The sequence below is a fragment of the Rathayibacter oskolensis genome, assembly GCF_900177245.1.
Lineage (GTDB): Bacteria > Actinomycetota > Actinomycetes > Actinomycetales > Microbacteriaceae > Rathayibacter > Rathayibacter oskolensis.
The window spans coordinates 521,508-538,870 of the sequence record NZ_FXBM01000002.1 but is presented as its reverse complement, the minus strand read 5'-3'; the positions used below and the strand labels follow the sequence as shown (position 1 = coordinate 538,870).

The following is a 17,363-nucleotide window of genomic DNA, read 5'->3' as shown; positions in this document are numbered from 1 at the left end:
TAGAACTATCTAGCAAGGGTGTCAAGCGAGTCGCGCCGGCTGACCGAACGCCACCAGCGTCCGCCGTCACTCGTCGAGGAGCAGGGTGTAGACCTTCGCGATCCGGCCGTCGCGGATGAAGCACGCGTCGAGCCCGCGGACGACGGGCGGCTGCCCCTCCGGTCCGAAGTTCCAGGCGAGGTACCCCAGGTCGTGATTGACGTAGACCCGGCCGGCGGGCGAGAAGACGAAGCCGGGTGCGTCCGCGAGGAGCTTCCCCGCCTTCGCGTCGAGGGCGTCGTAGCCGTCGACGGTCTCGTCGGGATCGAGGAACGAGACGTCCTCGGTGTAGGTGCGCTCGATGGCTGCTCGGCGTCGCGCGGGATCGCGCTCGCCGAACACCTCGAGGAGGTTGGCGGTCATCAGGGATTCGATCTGCTCGGTCATCGTCGTCTTCCGTTCGGTGAGGGGGGGGGTGGAGGCGTCAGGGCCGCGAGACGCGCCGGTCGACCCAGTCGAAGACGAGCCTGCGCTCCTCGATGAGCCAGGCTCCGTCGGTCTTGACGAAGCGGTCGAGGTAGCGGATGGACATGGTCAGGAGGATGCGCTCGCCGGCGTCGTGCAGGAGGTGCGAGGCGAGGCAGTAGCTCTCGCCGACCGCGCTGTGCGAGCCCGTCGGCTGGATCGTCGACTGCCCGTTCAGGTAGGTCGTCACGTCGTACTGGGCGATCAGCCCGGAGAAGGTCGCCGTCAGCTCCTCGCGCCCCGTGATGGTCTGCAGAGGCTCGTTCGCACTCGAGTCGCCCTCGTAGAGGACGACCCGCCCGTCCGGCGCGAACACCGCGGCCTGCTCCCGAGGCTCCCCGCGGTCCGCGCAGTGCGCGTACCGGTCGACGACATCGCGGATCGCCTGCCGCTCGAGCGCCCACTCCTCGGGACGGAAGAAGCTCTCTCGGTTCGCCTGCGTCTCGGTCATGTCTGAAATCTCCCTCGTGCGCAGGACGTCGACAACCGTCATGTGACGTACCGCGCGGGATCTCGGCGCCCGCCGACGAGCTCAGTCGGCCGGCGTCCGAGGGTGCTCGGAGCCGGCAGTGGCACCGAGGACCGCGGCGAGGAGACCCGGGAACCGCTGGTCCACGTCGTCGATGCGGAGCCGCACGGCGTGGTCGCGTCCTCGCACCCGCGTCTCGGTGAGGCCCGCCTCCCGGAGCGTCTTGAAGTGGAAGGAGAGGGTCGACTTGTGCAGCGAGAGGCCGTACTCGTCCGTCGTGCACGGGTGGTACTCGCCGTCGGAGAGACGCGAGACGACGCGCAGCCTCGCCGGGTCGGCGAGCGCCTTCAGCAGGGCGACGATCTCGATCGACTCCACGGCGGGAACAGGGAACAGCTCGGATCGCCCATCGTTTGACATATCTCAAACCATAGTGCACGATCGGTATCGGTTTGATACTCATCAAACGGAAGCGGAGGGGATCCCCCTCCAGGAAGCTGACGCTCATGCCCACCACCACCGACACCCACGTCCCCGACAACCGCGCCGCGATCCGGAGCACGGCGACGCCGATCGGACGGATCGCGATCCTCACCGCCGACCGCGTCGAGGACGTCGAGTTCTTCTACCCCTACTACCGCTTCACCGAGGCCGGCTACGACGTCGACGTGCTGACTCCCTCCGGCGCGGAGGTGACCGGCTACAAGGGCCTCGCCCTGCGCACCGGCCTCCAGAGCGTCTCGGGAGCGGACGCCTCCGACTACGACGCCCTCTTCATCCCCGGCGGACTCGCACCGTCGGAGCTGCGCCTCCTTCCCGCGGCCCTCGAGTTCGTCACCGCTTTCGCCGCCACGGGCCGGCCGATCGGAGCGGTGTGCCACGGCCCGCAGATCCTCGTCTCGGCCGGTCTCGTCGAGGGGCGCCGCCTCACGTCGTGGAAGGACGTCGCGCCGGAGGTCCGCGCCGCCGGAGCCGAGTACATCGACGAGCCGGTGGTCGAGGACGGCCCGTTCATCACCGCCCGCAAGCCCGGCGACATGCCCCTCCAGCTCGCACGGTTCCTCGAGCGGGTGACGGCTTCGACGGCGGGAGCGCGCGATGAGTGACCCGATCCGCACCGAGTTCGGCGCGAAGGCGACCGCCGACGAGGTGCTCGCCGGAGTCGACCTGGCCGGGCGCACCTACGTCGTCACGGGAGGCGCCTCCGGGATCGGCCTCGAGACCTCCCTCGCGCTGGCCCGCCGCGGCGCGCGGGTCGTCGCCGGCGTCCGCGACCCGGAGCGGGCCTCCGCCGCACTCCCCCGAGCGACCGGAGCGCCCGAGATCGAGCTGCGGCAGCTGGACCTCGCCGACGCTGCCGGCGTGGCCCGGTTCACGGCGGCCTGGGAGGGACGCCTCGACGGCCTCGTGGCGAACGCCGGAGTGATGGCGGTCCCCGAGCGCCGCCTCGACGGCCACGGCTGGGAGCTGCAGCTGGCGACGAACTACCTGGGCCACTTCGCACTCGCTCGCGGGCTGCACCGCGCCCTCGCCGAGGCGGAGGAGAGCCGCGTCGTGGTCCTCAGCTCGACGGCCCACCTGCGGGCGCCGGTCGACTTCGACGATCCGCACTACGACCGCCGACCGTACGACCGGTGGAACGCCTACTCGCAGTCCAAGACCGCGGACGTGCTCCTCGCGACCGGCATCGCGCGGCGCTGGGCGGCCGACGGCATCACCGCCAACGCGCTGATGCCCGGCTGGATCACCACGAACCTGCAGCGGCACCTCGACGACACCACCCTGCGGGCGATGGGCGCCATGGACGAGCACGGCCGCCGCATCGAGCAGGACTTCTTCAAGACGCCCGCGCAGGGGGCGGCGACCTCCGTCCTCCTCGCAGCGTCGCCGGCTCTCGCAGGCGTCACCGGCCGGTACTTCGAGGACAACCAGGAGTCGGAGGTCGTGGACAGCGGCGAGGGTCGCTCCACCGGCGTCGCCCGCTACGCGGTCGACCCGGGCAACGCCGATCGACTCTGGGAGACGGCCGCCAGGGCCCTGGCCTGACGCGGGTGGGCCTGCCCCGCCGCAGGCCCACCCTCCGTCGCCGGCGCGCCGCCGGGCCGCTCAGCGGAAGGCGTCGCTCAGCGACGCCGTCGCGAGCCAGATCGCGTGCTTGGCGGCCTCGGTGCCGTGCAGCGAGTTGACCATGACGAAGTCGTGGGTGATGCCTCCGAAGCGCGCGTTGGCCGCTCTGACTCCGGCCTCGCGCAGGCGCGCGGCGAACTGCTCCCCCTCGTCGCGGAGGACGTCGGCCTCGGCCGTGATGATGAGGGTGTCCGGCAGCCCCGAGAGCTCCTCGAGGCTCGCCCGCAGCGGCGAGACCGTGATCTCGGCGCGCACGGCCTCGTCGGTCGTGTACTGGTCCCAGAACCACTTCATGCCCTCGCGTCCGAGGAAGTAGCCGACCTCGAACTCGTCGTAGGAGGCGGTGTCGAACGCGGCGTTCGTGACCGGGTAGAACAGCACCATCTTCGTGAGGGCGACGTCCCCCCGGGACTTCGCGAGCAGTGCCAGGGCGATCGCCATGTTCCCGCCGACGGAGTCGCCCGAGACGGCCAGGCGGCCGGCGTCGAGGCCCTTGCTCGCGCCCTGGGCGACGATCCACTGGGCGGCCGCGTAGGACTGCTCGATCGCGACCGGGTAGCCCGCCTCGGGCGCCCGGTCGTACTCGGGGAAGACGACGGCCGCGTGGGAGCCGATCGCGAGATCGCGCACGAGACGGTCGTGGGTGTGGGCGTCGCCGAACACCCAGCCCGCACCGTGGATGTAGAGGACGACGGGCAGGTCGCCCGTCGCGCCGAGCGGCTTCACGATGCGGAGCTTCACCGTGCCGGTGGGCCCGCCCTCGATGTCGATCCACTCGTCCTCGACCTCTGGCTTGTCGATCGGCGAGTCCTGCACGGAATCGACGGCCTTGCGGCCCTCCTCCGGAGGCAGCTCGTACAGGAACGGCGGGGCGGAGGTCGCATCGGCGAACTCCTGTGCCGCGGGCTCGAGCGCGATGTTCTTCGGATTTCCGGCCATGACTGCCTCCTGATGTCGTGCGGTGTCTCCGCGGGATCCACGGTGCTCCGGCGGACGGACACGGGTCATCCGTGCACTGACGTATCCCGCCGCCGGCACGTGTTGAACGCCCGCACTCGGCCTCGTACTCTGGTGACATGTCACTCACCTTCCTGCTCGGCGGCCACGAGCACCCTCTCGTCGGCCGCGAGCACGAGGTGGAGCAGCTGACCTCGGCGCTCGAGTCGGCGAGAGGCGCTGGGATGGCCGTGCTGCTCGAGGGGGAGGCGGGGATCGGGAAGTCCGCGCTCCTGACCGCGATGATGCGCCACGCGGAGGACACCGGCTTCCGGGTGCTGCGCTGCACCGGCTTCGAGCAGGCGTCGCCGACCGGCTACGCCTCCCTGCACGAGCTCCTCCGTCCGCTCCTGCGCCAGCTCGACGTCCTCCCGGTGCGGCAGCGCGAGGCGCTGGCGACCGCCTTCGGGCTGGCCGAGGGCCCTGTGCCCGATCGACTGCTGGTGAGCATCGCCACTCTGGGGCTGCTCGAGGAAGCAGCGAGCCGGAGCCCCCTGTTCGTCGCGGTCGAGGACCTGCACTGGATCGACACGTCGACGCGCCACGTCATCGACTTCATCGGGCTGCGACTGGGCGAGTCGCCCGTCGCGCTGCTCGCCACCTCCCGCACCGCCTGGGGCGGCGCCACCCCGTCGGCGTCCCCTCTCGACCGGCTCGTCCTCGAGCCCCTCGACGATCGTGCGTCGCGGGCGATCCTCACGGAGGTGTCCGCCGGCCTCAACGAGGCGCAGAAGGTCCGGGTGCTCCGCGAGGCGAACGGCAATCCGCTGGCCCTCCGCGAGCTTCCGCTCGCGCTGAGAGGTCCGGTCAGGAGGAACGGCCTCCGGAGCGTCGTGCCCACCACGCAGCGACTCGAGCAGGCGTTCCTCGGGCAGTTCGGCGACCTCCCGGAGCGGAGCCAGGCGCTGCTCCGGCTCGCCGCGGCCGCAGAGGACGCCGGCATGATCGACGTGCTCGAGGCCGGGCGGCTCCTCGGCCTCGACATCGGAGACCTCAGCCCCCTCGAGGAGGCGGGCCTGCTGCGGATCGTCGACGAGCGGCCGCACTTCCGGCATCCGCTCCTGCGCGCCGCCGTCCTGGGCGCCACCCCGACCGCGCAGCTGCAGGAGGCCCACTCCGTTCTCGCGCAGACCCTGCGGGACCCGGCTCGCGCGGCGTGGCACAAGGCGTCGTCGACGTTCGAGCGCGACGAGAGCGTCGCCGGCGATCTCGAGGCGGCGGGGCGGCGCGCACGCCTCCGAGGGGCTCTGGTCGAGTCCGCCGCCGCCTACCGTCGGGCGGCCGAGCTCTCGGAGTCGCAGGAGAACCGCGCCGACCGCCTGGCCCACGCCGCCGACGTCTCCCGCTCCGCCGGACTCAGTGCCGAAGCGCTCGAGGCGGTGGAGGAGGCGGAGCAGATCGCCGTCCGCCCTGCGACGATCACGCTCCTCGCCCTCACCCGCAACGGCCTGAGCCTGACGACGGGTCTCACCGGCCACTCCCCCGCGGACATCGATCGGACCATCGCGCGACTCGGAGGGCCCGAGAACGCCGACCGACGCGTCGAGGTGCTCTGGGCGGCGGCGATGACGGCGCGAGGGCGCAATCTGCCGCAGGAGGAGTGGCGGAGGATCGATCGTCAAGCGCGCGCCATCCGCACCCAGAACCCCCTGAAGCCGATCATCCTGGCGCTGATGGCTCCCCTGGGTCAGGTCGAGGACGACGTGCGCGCCGTGCTGCCGCAGCTGGTGGCAGAGCTGGACCAGTCGCCGATCGGCATGCTCAGCCTCGCGATCGCGGCGGAGTCCCTGCAGGATCTCGAGACCGCGCTGACCTGCTGGAGCCTGGCGCGCGAGCGCTTCCACGAGCGCAGGGCTCCCGCCGACGAAGCGCAGGCGCTCCGCGGACGGGCGTCCATCCTGCTGCTCCGCGGGCGCATCCTCGAGGGGCTGGCCGACGCCGAGTTCGCCGCACGCATGGCGGAGGACACGGCCCAGCCCCTGGTGCAGGGCATGTGCCTCGCGACCGTCGCCCGCGCGCAGGCGATGCTCGGGGACGCCGGCGCGACGCAGGACGCCGTCCGGCGGCAGCGGGAGCTCTCCGAGGTGCATCCGCTCGCCATGGCGAGCGCCGACGCCCGGTGGGCGGCGGGGATCCTGGCCATGGCGGACACCAGGTACCGCGACGCGCTGATCGAGTTCACCCACATGACGGTGCATCCCACCCGTGCCCTCTGGGCCGTCGCCGACCGAGCGGAGGCCGCCGTCCGGGCGGGACGTGCCGACACCGTGCGGGACAACGTCGACCAGGCGGAGCGCGCCGCGCAGGTCCACCGCTCCGCGTTCCTCGCGTCTCTCGTGCACCGCAGCCGCGCCCTCCTCGCCGATTCGGAGGGCCGGAACGACACGACCGCCGAGCACTTCGACCGGGCGATCACGACCGGCGAGTTCGCCGAGTCGCCCTTCGAGGCGGCGCGGACGCATCTCCTCTACGGCGAGTGGCTGCGGCGCGAGCGCCGGCCGGCTGAGGCGCGCCCGCATCTCGCTCAGGCGTTCCACGCCTTCGACGCGTGCTCGGCCCGTCTTCTCGCCGACCGCGCGGCGGCGGAGCTGCGGGCGGCCGGAGAGACCCCGCGACCGGGAGCGGCAGCGAGCGGAGCCGTCTCACCGCTCACTCCGCAGGAGCTGCAGATCGCTCTCCTCGCCGCTCGCGGGATGAGCAACAAGGAGATCGCCGACCGGGTCTACCTCTCTCACCGGACGGTGAGCACGCACCTGTACAAGACGTTCCCGAAGCTGGGGATCGCCAGCCGGTCGCAGCTCCGAGACGCGCTCGAGCGGGGAGAGCACTTCTCCTGAGTCGGCCGGCGCGACCCCGCGGGTCACGACTCCCCCAGCACCTCGACGATCGCGCGAGTGCGGCCGAGGCGCGGGGCGAACGTCGCGATCCAGCCGAGGAGGAGGCAGACCAGCGTCGCTCCGACGGCGACCCCCGGAACCAGAGCGGGACGGACGGCCGGTGCGACGGCGACGAGGAACAGCGTCGCGCCTCCGCCCACGGCGACGGCGACGATCCCCGCGACGATGCCGGCGGTGACGACGTAGATCAGCGCCTCCCAGGCCGACGTCAGCGTGCGAGCCGAGTCGTCGGCCCCCGCGGCCTCCAGGAGTGCGTCCTCGCGCTCCCGGTTCGAGCTCGCCATCAGCAGCCCCGCGGCGGCGCCGATCGCCGCGAGCAGCGCCGGCCCTCCGAGGAGCAGCGCGAGCGGTCGCGGATCGACCGCGGATCCCGCCCCCGACACCGCCGACGCGACGGTCTGCTGACCGACGAGGAAGGTCCACGGGAGGCCGATCGCCACGAGGAACGCGACGACGGCCGCGCTGCTGCGCTGCGCCGAGGTGATCACGGTCTCCCGAGCCAGGAACCAGGCGACCGACACCCGCGCGGGGATGACGGAGGTCCACAGCCGGATCAGGGCCGGCATGTACACGGGCGCCGCTGTCGCCGCTGCGGCGATGAGGACGGGTCCGAGGAGGACCGACTGCGCGGCCCCGGACGGCAGCGCGCCCGGCAGGCCGGCGTACATCGACCCGGCGACCGCCACGAGGAGCACGGCGAGGATCGCCCGGCGGACGACCCTGACGCGGCGAGGCTGCTCGCCCCGGAGGAGCGAGAGGACGGGAGTCGATCCGGCCTCTCGTGCCAGGGGAAGGGCCGCGAGCACCGCGACGACGACGGCGACCAGTCCGCCCAGCAGCGCGGAGCCCGGAGAGAGGACCGGCCGCACGTCCTGGAGTCCGCTGGACCCCTCGAGCAGGATCCCGACGAGGGACGGGCAGAGCCCGTACGCCACGGCGGCACCGACTCCCGCCCCTGCCGAGGCGACGAGCGCCACCTCGCACACGACGATGACGGCGACCTGGGCGGGCTGCATCCCGACGACGAGCCAGAGCGCGAACGTCCGGCGGCGCAGCTCGACGAGCGTGCGCACCGTCGAGGAGAGCACGAGCACCAGGCTCACCGTCGCGAGGACGAGGGCGGTGCTCGCGACCGCGAGGATCCCCAGCCGGAGGAACCCCTCCTCGTTCAGCGCGGTCTCGATGAGGGTCGTCGGCACCCCGGCGACCGCCCCTGCGGCCACCAGCACGAAGAAGGTCCCCCACCACAGGCGCAGGTCACCCAGCAGATCGGATCGGAGCAGGGTCAGCATCAGCCGGCGCTGACGACCGCATCGAAGAGCTGCTCGACCGTGGGGCCGAGGAGCTCGCGGTGGATCCTGCCGTCGCGGATCACGATCGACCGGTCGGCGCGCGCCGCCGACTCGAGATCGTGCGTCACCATCAGCACCGCACTGCCCCTGTCCCGCACTCCTCGGAGCAGGTCGAGGACGACCCGGCCGGACGCCGCATCCAGCGCCCCTGTCGGTTCATCGGCGAAGAGGATGTCGGGCTCGGCGAACAGCGCCCGGGCGATCGCCACCCGCTGCTGCTGCCCACCGGACAGGAAGGGAGGCCGCTCGTGCCCCACCGCCAGGACGCCGACGGCGTCCAGAGCCGCGGCGACCTGCTCCTCGCTCACGGGACGTCGCGCGAGGCGCGCGGGCAGTGCGACGTTCTGGGACGCGGTGAGGGAGGGGACCAGGTTGTAGGACTGGAAGACGAACGACAGACTGCTGCGCCGAAGAGCCGCGAGGCGGCGACCCGACAGATCGCTCGTGTCCGTCCCCGCGATCGTCACGCTGCCTCCGGACGGGCGTTCGAGACCGGCGAGGCAGTAGAGCAGGGTCGACTTCCCCGATCCGCTCGGCCCGACCACGCTCACCATCTCGCCCACGGCCACGGAGAGCGAGATCCCGTGCAGCACGTCGACGACCGGCCCGTGGCGCGCAGCCGTGAAGCTCTTGCGGATGTCGATCGCTTCGAGCGCGAGAGTCACGTCAGTCCTCACCGGTGGTCGCGTCGACCCCCGTCGAAGCGTGGCAGCCGCGCCCGCCGCCCGCATCAGCGCGATGACGTACGTGCCAGGGAGGGGCCTCCGCGGCTACGTCAGATCACGGATGGCAACCGACGAGGAGGCTGGAACAGTCGGCATCATCGCACCGTCTCCCGAGAGGACATCACCGTGGCCACGTTCCGTGAAGAATCCGCTCTCGCCGACGCTCGGAAGTACGCGAGCGCCGCCGCCTTCGACATCCAGCAGCTGCCCGACGACCACAACTTCCAGCAGGCGCTGCACAACCTGCTGGCGGCGGTGGAGTCGCTGATCGTCGCGGTCGGCGAGAGCGTCTCGGGCGACGCGGAGTAGATCGCGTCCTCGTGCGGCTGAGCGGAATCGCGCGGACGTCGCGGGTGGCGCGGATTTCGGAGGCGTCCGGGCGAGAGGGATACTGAGGTCCCGAACCTCCAGGAGACGCGTGAGCACGGAGCAGCAGGGAGGCCCGCCCGCGGGATCCCCGTACACGATGATGACCGACGATCAGGTGCGCGCCTGGTACGCCTACATGAAGGTGCAGCTGCGGCTGCGCTACGAGATGAACCGGCAGCTCCAGGCCGACAGCGACCTCTCCCTCGCCGACTACGACGTCCTCGTCGCGCTCACGAGCGAGCCCTCGGGAGTCATGCGCATGGCGGCCCTCGCCACCCGCCTCGGCTGGGAGCGGAGTAGGACCTCGCACCACGTCCGCCGGATGCAGCGCCGGTCGCTGGTCGCGACGGCGACGGCGAGCGACGACCGCCGCGCGACCGACGTCAGCCTGACGCCCGGCGGGTGGCGGGCCCTCCGGGAGGCGACGCCCTCGCACGTCGAGCTCGTGCGGACGCTGGTCCTCGACGCGCTGGATCCCGACGACCTCGCCCGGCTCGCCGACATCATGGAGCGCGTCTACGAGCGGGTCATCGAGCACGGGACGCTCCCGCGACCGGTCGACCATCCCTGACGGACGCGTCCACTCCGAGCGGGCATCTTCGGGGGTCTTACCCCCGGTCCAGTGCGCTTCCAGGCTGGGCGGCCTCGACGCCATCGCGTCTCGTGCCCCACTCCTCCACCGGAAGGCCACCGCTGTGCCCGCCGTCGACTCCTCACCCCTCGGGCGCCGCACGCTCCTCGGAGCGGCGTGGGCCGCTCCCGTCGTCGCCCTGGCCGTCGCCGCCCCCGCAGCCGCCACGAGCGGAGCGGCGCCCGCGCTCGGCGCCCGCGCTGACGGCCCGACGGAGTACACGCCGGCGGGATCGACCGAGTACCGGGTCTACGTCACGAACACCGGCACCGGATCGATCGACGGCACCGGATCTATCGACAGCGGCACGATCACCGTGCTACTCGCCGACCCCGGAGACGGCTACTCGTTCGCCGGCTTCGGGGGGCAGCTGTGGAACTACGCCGACCAGTCTCCCGACGGGCAGATCGCTCTGCGCTACGACGCGGCGCTCCCGGCCGGCCAGGAGTCCGCCGTGCTCCTGCTCCTCATCGCCAACGACGACCGGTCGCAGACCCCGGTCCCGGTCGCGAACCTGCTGATCACCGCGCCGGGCTTCGACATCACGGTCCTGCCGCTCGAGGTCCCGTACTGAGGCGACGCGGAGACGGGAACCGCGGTCCGATGACAGCCGCCGCAGAGCTGGAGCGACACGGTGCCTGGCATCCTTCTACCCAGGCGTTCGGCATACTCTGCGTCCATGGCTCTGCATCTGAGACAGATCGTGCTCGACGCCGAGAACGCGCGAGAGCTCGCGGCGTTCTACCTCGCCCTGCTGGGCGGTGAGTACCGCCCGGGGGACGAGCCCGCCGCCGACGGCTCGGACGACGACGCGGAGTGGGTCGCGATCCGCACCTCCGAAGGCGTGGGTCTCACGGTGCAACGGGTGGATCAGCTTCCTCGAGTGACCTGGCCGGACGGACCGGTGCGCCAGCAGCTGCACCTCGACTTCACCGTCGCGGACGCGGACGAGCTCGAGCAGCAGCGAGCGCGAGCTGTCGCGCTGGGCGCCACGGTCGTCGACGATCAGAGCGCCGATCCGGAGGGGGCGCTCTTCGTGCTCGCCGACCCTGCCGGCCACCCGTTCTGCATCTACGTCGCAGACGACGCAGCGGCGGGGCAGAAGGCTCCGTGACCCTCTCGGGTCCATCGGCTTCGCCTGCGAAGCGGCCGTTCACCGATCGTCATGCGGTCCGCCAGGCGCGGGCGGTTCCGGGAGGTGCCGGCGGTACCCTCTGCGACGGTGAGGCGCTCGTCCGCAGATGCGAAGGTCAGGAGAGACCTAGAGAGCGTCATCTCTTCTCGTCGTCGAGAAGAACGTCCGCTCGTCGCTCCTGAGGAAGCGACGGTCTCCCTTGAGATCGAATGACCCGGTGACTCGGTGGTCGTCGGCATCGAATCCGAGGAAGTAGTCGATGCGTCCCGGCTCGACCGCGAACGCGCGGTCCAGGCCGGTGAAGCCGGGAAGTGGCACCGAGTCGCCCCCACGGAGTCATCGACCTGCTGGGCGGGGAAGGAACTGTCGTTCCAAGCCGCCATCCCCGGACCGATTCCGGTCGTGTTGCCCATGCCCCTCGAGCTCATGTGCACCGTCATCGCACGGAACGCCGGGTAGCTGTAGGGCGGGAACTGGAATGTGACCGCGTCGGCATGCGGCCCTCGGCGAGCTCTATCTCGTGCGAGGCCGCTGCGGGGACGCCGTCGACATCGGAGTACGAGTTCGTGAGGGAGGCGATGCCGGCGTCGTGGATGGCTGCCTCGAACGGGAACGAGAACAGATCGCGGGTGCGCCGTGAGCCCCCGTCGAACGCGGAGAGGTTCATGCCGCCCTCGGGGAGGCTGTAACCGACGAAGTGCTTGGCGGTCACGATCACCCCCTGAGCCAGAGGTGGCTCTTCTCTCAAGGTGTAGACGGAGTCGAATGGTGGAGACGGGGAGTGAACGTCGGCCGCTCAGGGCGATCGAGAGAGGACCTCGAGAAGTAGACGCGTTCGGAGCGGTTGATGTCTCTGCTCTGGCCGTCCATCACCACGTGTGCGCGGCGGGAGTCGTCCTCGGCGTCGAAACCGACGACGACTTCGATGTCGACCGGGTCGACGACAAGCCGAAGGTCAGGTCGAGTGTGTGCGAGCTGCGAGGAGTCGACGACGAACCGCACCTCCGCGGTGCTGCCCACCTCGAGGCTCACCTCCTGGAAGCCGGCGAGTTGCTGGAAGGGGCGCGTCAGACCGGTCCCCCGGACTCGGAGGTAGAGCTGGACGATGGTGGCGCCGTCGCGCGGACCAGTGTTCGCCACCTTCGCCACGACGGCGAGCTCCTCGTCCGTCGCGATTCGAGCCGGAACTCGAGGCTGACCGAGCTCGAACGTCGTGGTGCTGAGTCCAGATCCGAACGGGTAGGCCGGGGTTGCCGGCATGTCGAGGTATCCGGACGACTGATCCGGGGAGGCGAGCCGCCCGCCGCTGCCGGTTGCACGGTGGTGGTAGAGCGGCAGCTGTCCGCCGTGCCGAAGAATCGAGTACGGCAGACGGCCGATCGGGGTGACGACTCCGGTGAGGACGTCGATCACGGCGCGAGCGCCGTGAGGCCCGCCGAAGCTCGAGACCACCAGCGCCCGGGACCGCGCCGCGCTCGCGGGAAGGGTGTACGGACGTCCCTGGACGAGAACGATCGCGAAGGGCCGACCGGTCTCGGCGATCCGGTCGAGGAGTTCGGCCTGAGCGGCGGGGAGCGCGATGTCTGCGGTGTCGCTTGCTTCTCCCTCGGTCCTCTCACCGCTGAACCACAGGCTCGCCCCGCCGAGGGCGAGGATCGTCAGATCCGCCGACAGTGCGGCTTCGACCGCCTCCGCGATCGCGTCATCACCCAACCGCTCGGTGATGCCGGACCCGGCGGCGTGGACGACTTCGGCTCCGGCGGTGGAGAGTGCTTCCGCGAGAGACAAGGTCCCGAGACGCTGGCGGGCGAGGTGCTGCGCCTCGCCGGCGGGCAGCAGGGCCTGGTGCCAGGCGTCGGCGCGCTCGTCGATGCCGACCATCGTGATCTCGCCGCCGAGGTGGATCGCGTCGACGGCCTGGCGCCACGACGGGTAGCTGTAGGCGGCGAACTGCAGTTCCGGTGCGTCCGCGTGCGGACCGACGACCGCGATCCGTCGGCCGCTCGGTTCGAGGGGAACGAGTCCGTCGTTCTCGAGGAGCACGACGCTGCGGCGGGCGAGGTCGAGGGACAGCTCGTCGCCCTCCGCTGCGACGGCGGGGATGTCGATGACCTCCTGCGGATACGGCTGCTCGAACAACCCGACTCGGAACTTCGCGGCCAGGACCCGGGCGACGGCCGTGTCCACGGCGGCGGCGGCGAGGCGACCGGACTCGACCTCCTCGACCAGACGGTCGCCGTAAGCGGAGGGTCGCGGGAACTCGACGTCGAGGCCGGCCTCGATCGCGAGGCGGCCGGCCTCCGACAGGTCCCGCGCCACGCCCTTCACGGTCACGAGGTGGTCGATGCTGGCGTAGTCGGCCGAGACGAAGCCGTCGAAGCCCAGCTCGTCCCGCAGGAGGCCCGTGAGGATCTCGCGGGAGCCGGCGACCGGTGCACCGTCGATGTCGGAGTACGAGTTCATGATCGAGCCCAGCCCGGCCATCTGAATGGCTGCCTCGAAGGGCACAGCGAACAGGTCTCGCAGTCGACGGGGGCCGACGGGGATCGTCGCGGAGTTCAGCCCGGCCTCGGGTGCCGCATAGCCCAGGAAGTGCTTCCCAGTGGCGATCACGCCATCGCTCAGATCGTCGCCCTGCATGCCGCGGACGTAGGCGACCGAGTTCGCGGTGACGAGGTACGGGTCCTCGCCGTAGGTCTCGTGCACCCTCCCCCAGCGCGGATCGAGGGCGACGTCCATCACCGGGGAGAGGACGTGGCGCATCCCCACCCGCCGCAGCTGACCCCGCATGAGGCGAGCCATCTGCTCGACGAGTTCGGGCTTCCACGCCGCTGCCAGAGCGATCGCGGTAGGGAAGGTCATGTGACCCCCGGCGAGCAGCCCGTTGAGCGCCTCCGCGTGGAACAGTGCCGGGATGCCCAGGCGGGTGCGCTCGACGAAGCGCCGCTGCAGCGCGATGACGTCATCGGCGAGGAGACGCGGGTCGTCGCGGATGAGCTGCGCCACATGACCGGGCGGTCGCGAGAGGACATCGTCCGCGGTGTCGAGGTCTGACCCGTCGGGCCGGATCAGATCGAAGGCCATGATGCTGGTCAGCTGATGTGCCTTCTCGGGAAGCGTCATCAGGGCCAGGAGTGCGTCGACCCGCTGGTCGACGGTCAGTGTGGCATCGAGGTGGTGCACGACGGCTCCTTCATCGGAGAGTGGGCCGCGGAGGCGGGGAGCGCGCTCCGCTGTCCCGAGCGGAGCTTGGCCGACGGTGACGCCTCTTCACCCTGGGGGTCAACCCGCGGTCGAGCAAGGCGCGGCGACCAGGGATGCCGGGTTTTGCGCAATAAGGCGTCTGATCTTCGGCGCCAACCAGGACGACGTCATCCGCTCGAGCGCGCCTCGACCGAGATCGCCCGCCTCGACGGCCGCTACTCCTGCACGGAGGACGCGTCCGCATTAATCGGTCGTGCTCTCCGCGCACCGCGTCCAGGTCTTGTTCCACCTCGACCATTGCGCAAAAAGATGCTCGCGCGTTGACCGCTCGAAAGGCCCCACCTATCGTCGGCGTGCCGCCCACCAGCATCCGCTGATACGGATCTCCAGCGTGACGCCGCACCCATTCACCAATGATGTTGAAGGAGAAACATGTCTCAGCCCTTCGTCCGCGGGAAGGCCGTTCTCGCTCTCGGGGCCGCCCTGACAGTAGGCGCTGCGATCCTGCCAGCAACTCCCGTCGGAGCCGCCGAATCTTCGCAGTGCGCCGTCGACGGCGCCGGCGCATGGCAGATCACCGCCGAATGCGTGGACCCGCTGTACACCCGACCGGTCATCGATTCCGAAACCGATGAAACGGCGCCCGTTCCTCACCACCGTGTCTCCGGTCACTTCGAAGGCACGAATATCCAGTTCACCATCTACCTCCACCCGGAGGCCGAGAAAGAGAAGTGGGACGGCCGCTTCTTCCAGTACACCTATCCGACGACCTTCACCCCCGGCACGAACACCTCCTGGGCGAATGATCGAGCCATCGAGTTCAGCCTCGCCAGCGGCGGCTACACCGTCCAGGCAGGCAACGACTTCCTCTCGCTGGGATACCGACACGACGCCGCCGCTGCGAAGTTCGCGGAGCAGATCGCCGCGAAGTACTACGACAGCGACCGCGAGATCTTCGGCTACCTCTACGGCCCGAGCGGCGGATCACTTCAGACCGTCGGAGCGGCCGAGAACGTGCAGGGCGTCTGGCAGGGCTTCGTCCCCGTCGTGCAAGCCGTACCGAACCCCAACAGCTACCCCGCCAACGGCCGTTCAGCGGCGGAGCTCATCCTCGCCGACAAGGCGAACGACATCTCGGACGCCCTGCTGCCCGGTGGGAGCGGAGACCCCTACGCCACACTCGACGAAGCCGAGAAGGCGATGCTCACCGAGCTGCACCTCCTCGGCATCCCCTGGCAGGCGTGGGAGAACCCGGCCTACCTGCTGGGCTACGACACCCGGTACTTCGGCGCTGGACTCGACTCCGACACCCCGCTCGCGTACGACCCGACCTACGTCGACGACTTCTGGAACGCGCCCGGATACCTCGGCACAGAAGAATCTTCTCTCGGAGCGCGCGTCCGCGCCGAACTCGCAGAGATGGGCGACACCGTCGGACACCGCTGGAACATCGCCAAGCGCTTCGCCTACCGCTACCAGCTGCCCGCTGACGGCACCGGCTGGATCGCGCTCGACCAGTTCCGCAACGCGGACGGCACGCCGATCTATCCGCAGCGCGCCGTGGGAGAGCCGCCGCGCTTCGGCTCGGTGTCGGGCAACACCGCGTTCGACGGCTCGGTCAACGGCAAAGTCATCGTGGTCTCGAACCTCTACGACGTCGACGCCCTCCCCATCCACACGGACTGGTACCGAAAGCGCGTCGAGCAGAGCCTTGGAAACGCCGCAGCGGACACGTACCGCGTGTACTTCAACGACCGCGCCGACCACCAGGAGGGAGAAGTCCCGCAGGACCGCTCGGCATACCTCGTGCCCTTCTACGGCATGGTCGAGCAAGCTCTCCGCGACATCGCTCGTTGGGCGGAGGACGACGTGGCCGCGCCTGCCTCCACGCAGTACGAGATCGTGAAGTCCCAGGTCGTCGTCGGCTCGGATGCCGACGCTCGAGGTGGAATCCAGCCCACCGCGAGCCTGAGCGTCAACGGCTCCGACCGAGCAGAGGTCGAGACCGGACAGACGGTCACGCTCAACCTCACCGCCGACGCCCCTGACGGGCTCGGTGCGATCACGAAGACCTCCTTCGACTACCTCGGAAGCGGGAGCTTCGAAGACGTCCCCTTCGGAGAGCCCGCCAACGAGGTCTCGACCAGCGCCACGCACATCTACCCGACCGCCGGTACTGTCTTCGCCGGCGCCCGCGCGGCCGCTGATCGCGAAGGCGACGTCGCCGATCCCAACGCCCAGGTGCTCAATCTGGACCGCGTCCGGGTCGTCGTCCATGAAGGCGCGGCCCCGATCGTCGCCGCGGCGTTCGAGGGGCAGACCGTCACTCTGAACGCCACCGACGACTACTCAGGTGTCGCAGCGATCGAGTACCGCACCATCAAGAAGGGTGGTCAGCCGTCCGCGTGGCAGGCCTACACCGGACCGATCAAGGTGACCGGCTCCAAGACGGTCGTCGAATACCGGGCGACCGACAACTCCGGGAAGATCAGCGAAGTCGCCTCTGTCACCGCACCGGCGAAGACCACGGTGACGGGTGCAGTGGATCGCCACCTCGTACGCGCCGGCGCATCCGTGAAATACACCATCGCCGTGAAGGCGGACGACAACACCTCTCCCACGGGGACGATCACCGTCACGGACAACGGCCAGGTGGTCGCGACTGTGAACCTGACAGCCGACGCCCGAGGAAAGACGACGGTCACCATCCCGGCGCTCAAGCGCGGCGGCCACGTGCTGATCGCGAAGTTCAGCGGCGACGGATTCATCGGGTCCACCTCGCGACCCGATCTGGTCATCGCCCGCTAGGAGAACGCGGCGGTCGGAGCGCCCCTATCCGCTCCGACCGCCGCTCAACCACAGAGCTTCCGACCGAGGAGCTGCGCGCGACCGCCGTCCGCGCCGAGCCGATCGTCGTCCGTGGCTTCCCACTCACCGCCTGGCGACGAAGGAGA

At 70.5% G+C, this 17,363-nt stretch carries 16 protein-coding genes; 8 read left to right on the top strand and 8 right to left on the bottom strand.

Annotated features, from left to right (window positions below):
- Nucleotides 1-66: 66 nt before the first annotated feature.
- The 3 genes from B9Y99_RS11600 to B9Y99_RS11590 all read right to left on the bottom strand — a co-directional run bounded on the left by B9Y99_RS11600 (nucleotide 67) and on the right by B9Y99_RS11590 (nucleotide 1,393).
- Entirely contained in the window at nucleotides 67-426 is a 360-nt protein-coding gene (locus tag B9Y99_RS11600) for a nuclear transport factor 2 family protein (protein ID WP_085476758.1), read from the bottom strand.
- Between the two features lie 37 nt (nucleotides 427-463).
- On the bottom strand, nucleotides 464-955 hold the full coding sequence (locus B9Y99_RS11595) for a nuclear transport factor 2 family protein (RefSeq protein WP_165759604.1): 492 nt from the start codon (nucleotides 953-955) through the stop codon (nucleotides 464-466).
- 81 nt (nucleotides 956-1,036) lie between these two features.
- On the bottom strand, nucleotides 1,037-1,393 hold the full coding sequence (locus B9Y99_RS11590; RefSeq protein ID WP_085476756.1) for an ArsR/SmtB family transcription factor: 357 nt from the start codon (nucleotides 1,391-1,393) through the stop codon (nucleotides 1,037-1,039).
- Nucleotides 1,394-1,479: 86 nt separating this feature from the next.
- On the opposite strand from B9Y99_RS11590, the gene B9Y99_RS11585 reads away from it, so the two are divergent.
- Both B9Y99_RS11585 and B9Y99_RS11580 read left to right on the top strand, forming a co-directional pair.
- Nucleotides 1,480-2,079, top strand: coding sequence for a type 1 glutamine amidotransferase domain-containing protein (locus tag B9Y99_RS11585; RefSeq protein ID WP_085476755.1), 600 nt, complete (start codon nucleotides 1,480-1,482; stop codon nucleotides 2,077-2,079).
- The gene (locus B9Y99_RS11580; RefSeq protein WP_085476754.1) at nucleotides 2,072-3,019 is read left to right on the top strand and encodes an SDR family NAD(P)-dependent oxidoreductase; all 948 of its coding nucleotides are present in this window, start codon (nucleotides 2,072-2,074) and stop codon (nucleotides 3,017-3,019) included. Before B9Y99_RS11585 ends, B9Y99_RS11580 begins: the two co-directional genes overlap by 8 nt.
- A 60-nt stretch (nucleotides 3,020-3,079) precedes the next feature.
- Here B9Y99_RS11580 and B9Y99_RS11575 read toward each other — a convergent pair whose 3' ends face one another.
- The gene (locus tag B9Y99_RS11575) at nucleotides 3,080-4,039 is read right to left on the bottom strand and encodes an alpha/beta hydrolase (protein WP_085476753.1); all 960 of its coding nucleotides are present in this window, start codon (nucleotides 4,037-4,039) and stop codon (nucleotides 3,080-3,082) included.
- Between the two features lie 137 nt (nucleotides 4,040-4,176).
- Here B9Y99_RS11575 and B9Y99_RS11570 point away from each other — a divergent pair, with 137 nt between their 5' ends.
- On the top strand, nucleotides 4,177-6,933 hold the full coding sequence (locus B9Y99_RS11570; RefSeq protein WP_085476752.1) for a helix-turn-helix transcriptional regulator: 2,757 nt from the start codon (nucleotides 4,177-4,179) through the stop codon (nucleotides 6,931-6,933).
- Nucleotides 6,934-6,956: 23 nt separating this feature from the next.
- Here B9Y99_RS11570 and B9Y99_RS11565 read toward each other — a convergent pair whose 3' ends face one another.
- Both B9Y99_RS11565 and B9Y99_RS11560 read right to left on the bottom strand, forming a co-directional pair.
- Nucleotides 6,957-8,285, bottom strand: a complete 1,329-nt coding sequence (locus B9Y99_RS11565) for an FtsX-like permease family protein (protein WP_085476751.1) — start codon at nucleotides 8,283-8,285, stop codon at nucleotides 6,957-6,959.
- Nucleotides 8,285-9,010, bottom strand: coding sequence for an ABC transporter ATP-binding protein (locus B9Y99_RS11560; RefSeq protein ID WP_085476750.1), 726 nt, complete (start codon nucleotides 9,008-9,010; stop codon nucleotides 8,285-8,287). The genes B9Y99_RS11565 and B9Y99_RS11560 overlap by 1 nt, the downstream gene beginning before the upstream one ends.
- 186 nt (nucleotides 9,011-9,196) lie before the next feature.
- On the opposite strand from B9Y99_RS11560, the gene B9Y99_RS11555 reads away from it, so the two are divergent.
- The 4 genes from B9Y99_RS11555 to B9Y99_RS11540 all read left to right on the top strand — a co-directional run bounded on the left by B9Y99_RS11555 (nucleotide 9,197) and on the right by B9Y99_RS11540 (nucleotide 11,184).
- Entirely contained in the window at nucleotides 9,197-9,379 is a 183-nt protein-coding gene (locus tag B9Y99_RS11555; protein ID WP_085476749.1) for a hypothetical protein, read from the top strand.
- A gap of 109 nt (nucleotides 9,380-9,488) precedes the next feature.
- Nucleotides 9,489-10,010, top strand: a complete 522-nt coding sequence (locus B9Y99_RS11550) for a MarR family winged helix-turn-helix transcriptional regulator (protein WP_244274885.1) — start codon at nucleotides 9,489-9,491, stop codon at nucleotides 10,008-10,010.
- 124 nt (nucleotides 10,011-10,134) lie between these two features.
- Nucleotides 10,135-10,644 (top strand): InlB B-repeat-containing protein, encoded by a 510-nt coding sequence (locus B9Y99_RS11545; RefSeq protein WP_085476748.1) that lies wholly within the window; start codon nucleotides 10,135-10,137, stop codon nucleotides 10,642-10,644.
- Between the two features lie 105 nt (nucleotides 10,645-10,749).
- On the top strand, nucleotides 10,750-11,184 hold the full coding sequence (locus B9Y99_RS11540) for a VOC family protein (RefSeq protein WP_085476747.1): 435 nt from the start codon (nucleotides 10,750-10,752) through the stop codon (nucleotides 11,182-11,184).
- A 457-nt stretch (nucleotides 11,185-11,641) separates the two neighbouring features.
- On the opposite strand, the gene B9Y99_RS11530 is transcribed toward B9Y99_RS11540, so the two are convergent.
- Both B9Y99_RS11530 and B9Y99_RS11525 read right to left on the bottom strand, forming a co-directional pair.
- Nucleotides 11,642-11,917 carry a glycoside hydrolase family 3 N-terminal domain-containing protein gene (locus B9Y99_RS11530; protein ID WP_208856943.1) on the bottom strand — a complete coding sequence of 92 codons (276 nt, stop codon included), beginning with the start codon at nucleotides 11,915-11,917 and terminating at the stop codon, nucleotides 11,642-11,644.
- A gap of 32 nt (nucleotides 11,918-11,949) precedes the next feature.
- A complete protein-coding gene (locus B9Y99_RS11525) occupies nucleotides 11,950-14,388 on the bottom strand; it encodes a glycoside hydrolase family 3 N-terminal domain-containing protein (protein ID WP_208856942.1) in 2,439 nt (812 codons plus the stop codon).
- 453 nt (nucleotides 14,389-14,841) lie between these two features.
- Here B9Y99_RS11525 and B9Y99_RS11520 point away from each other — a divergent pair, with 453 nt between their 5' ends.
- Nucleotides 14,842-17,217 (top strand): OmpL47-type beta-barrel domain-containing protein, encoded by a 2,376-nt coding sequence (locus B9Y99_RS11520; RefSeq protein WP_085476744.1) that lies wholly within the window; start codon nucleotides 14,842-14,844, stop codon nucleotides 17,215-17,217.
- Nucleotides 17,218-17,363 lie beyond the last annotated feature (146 nt).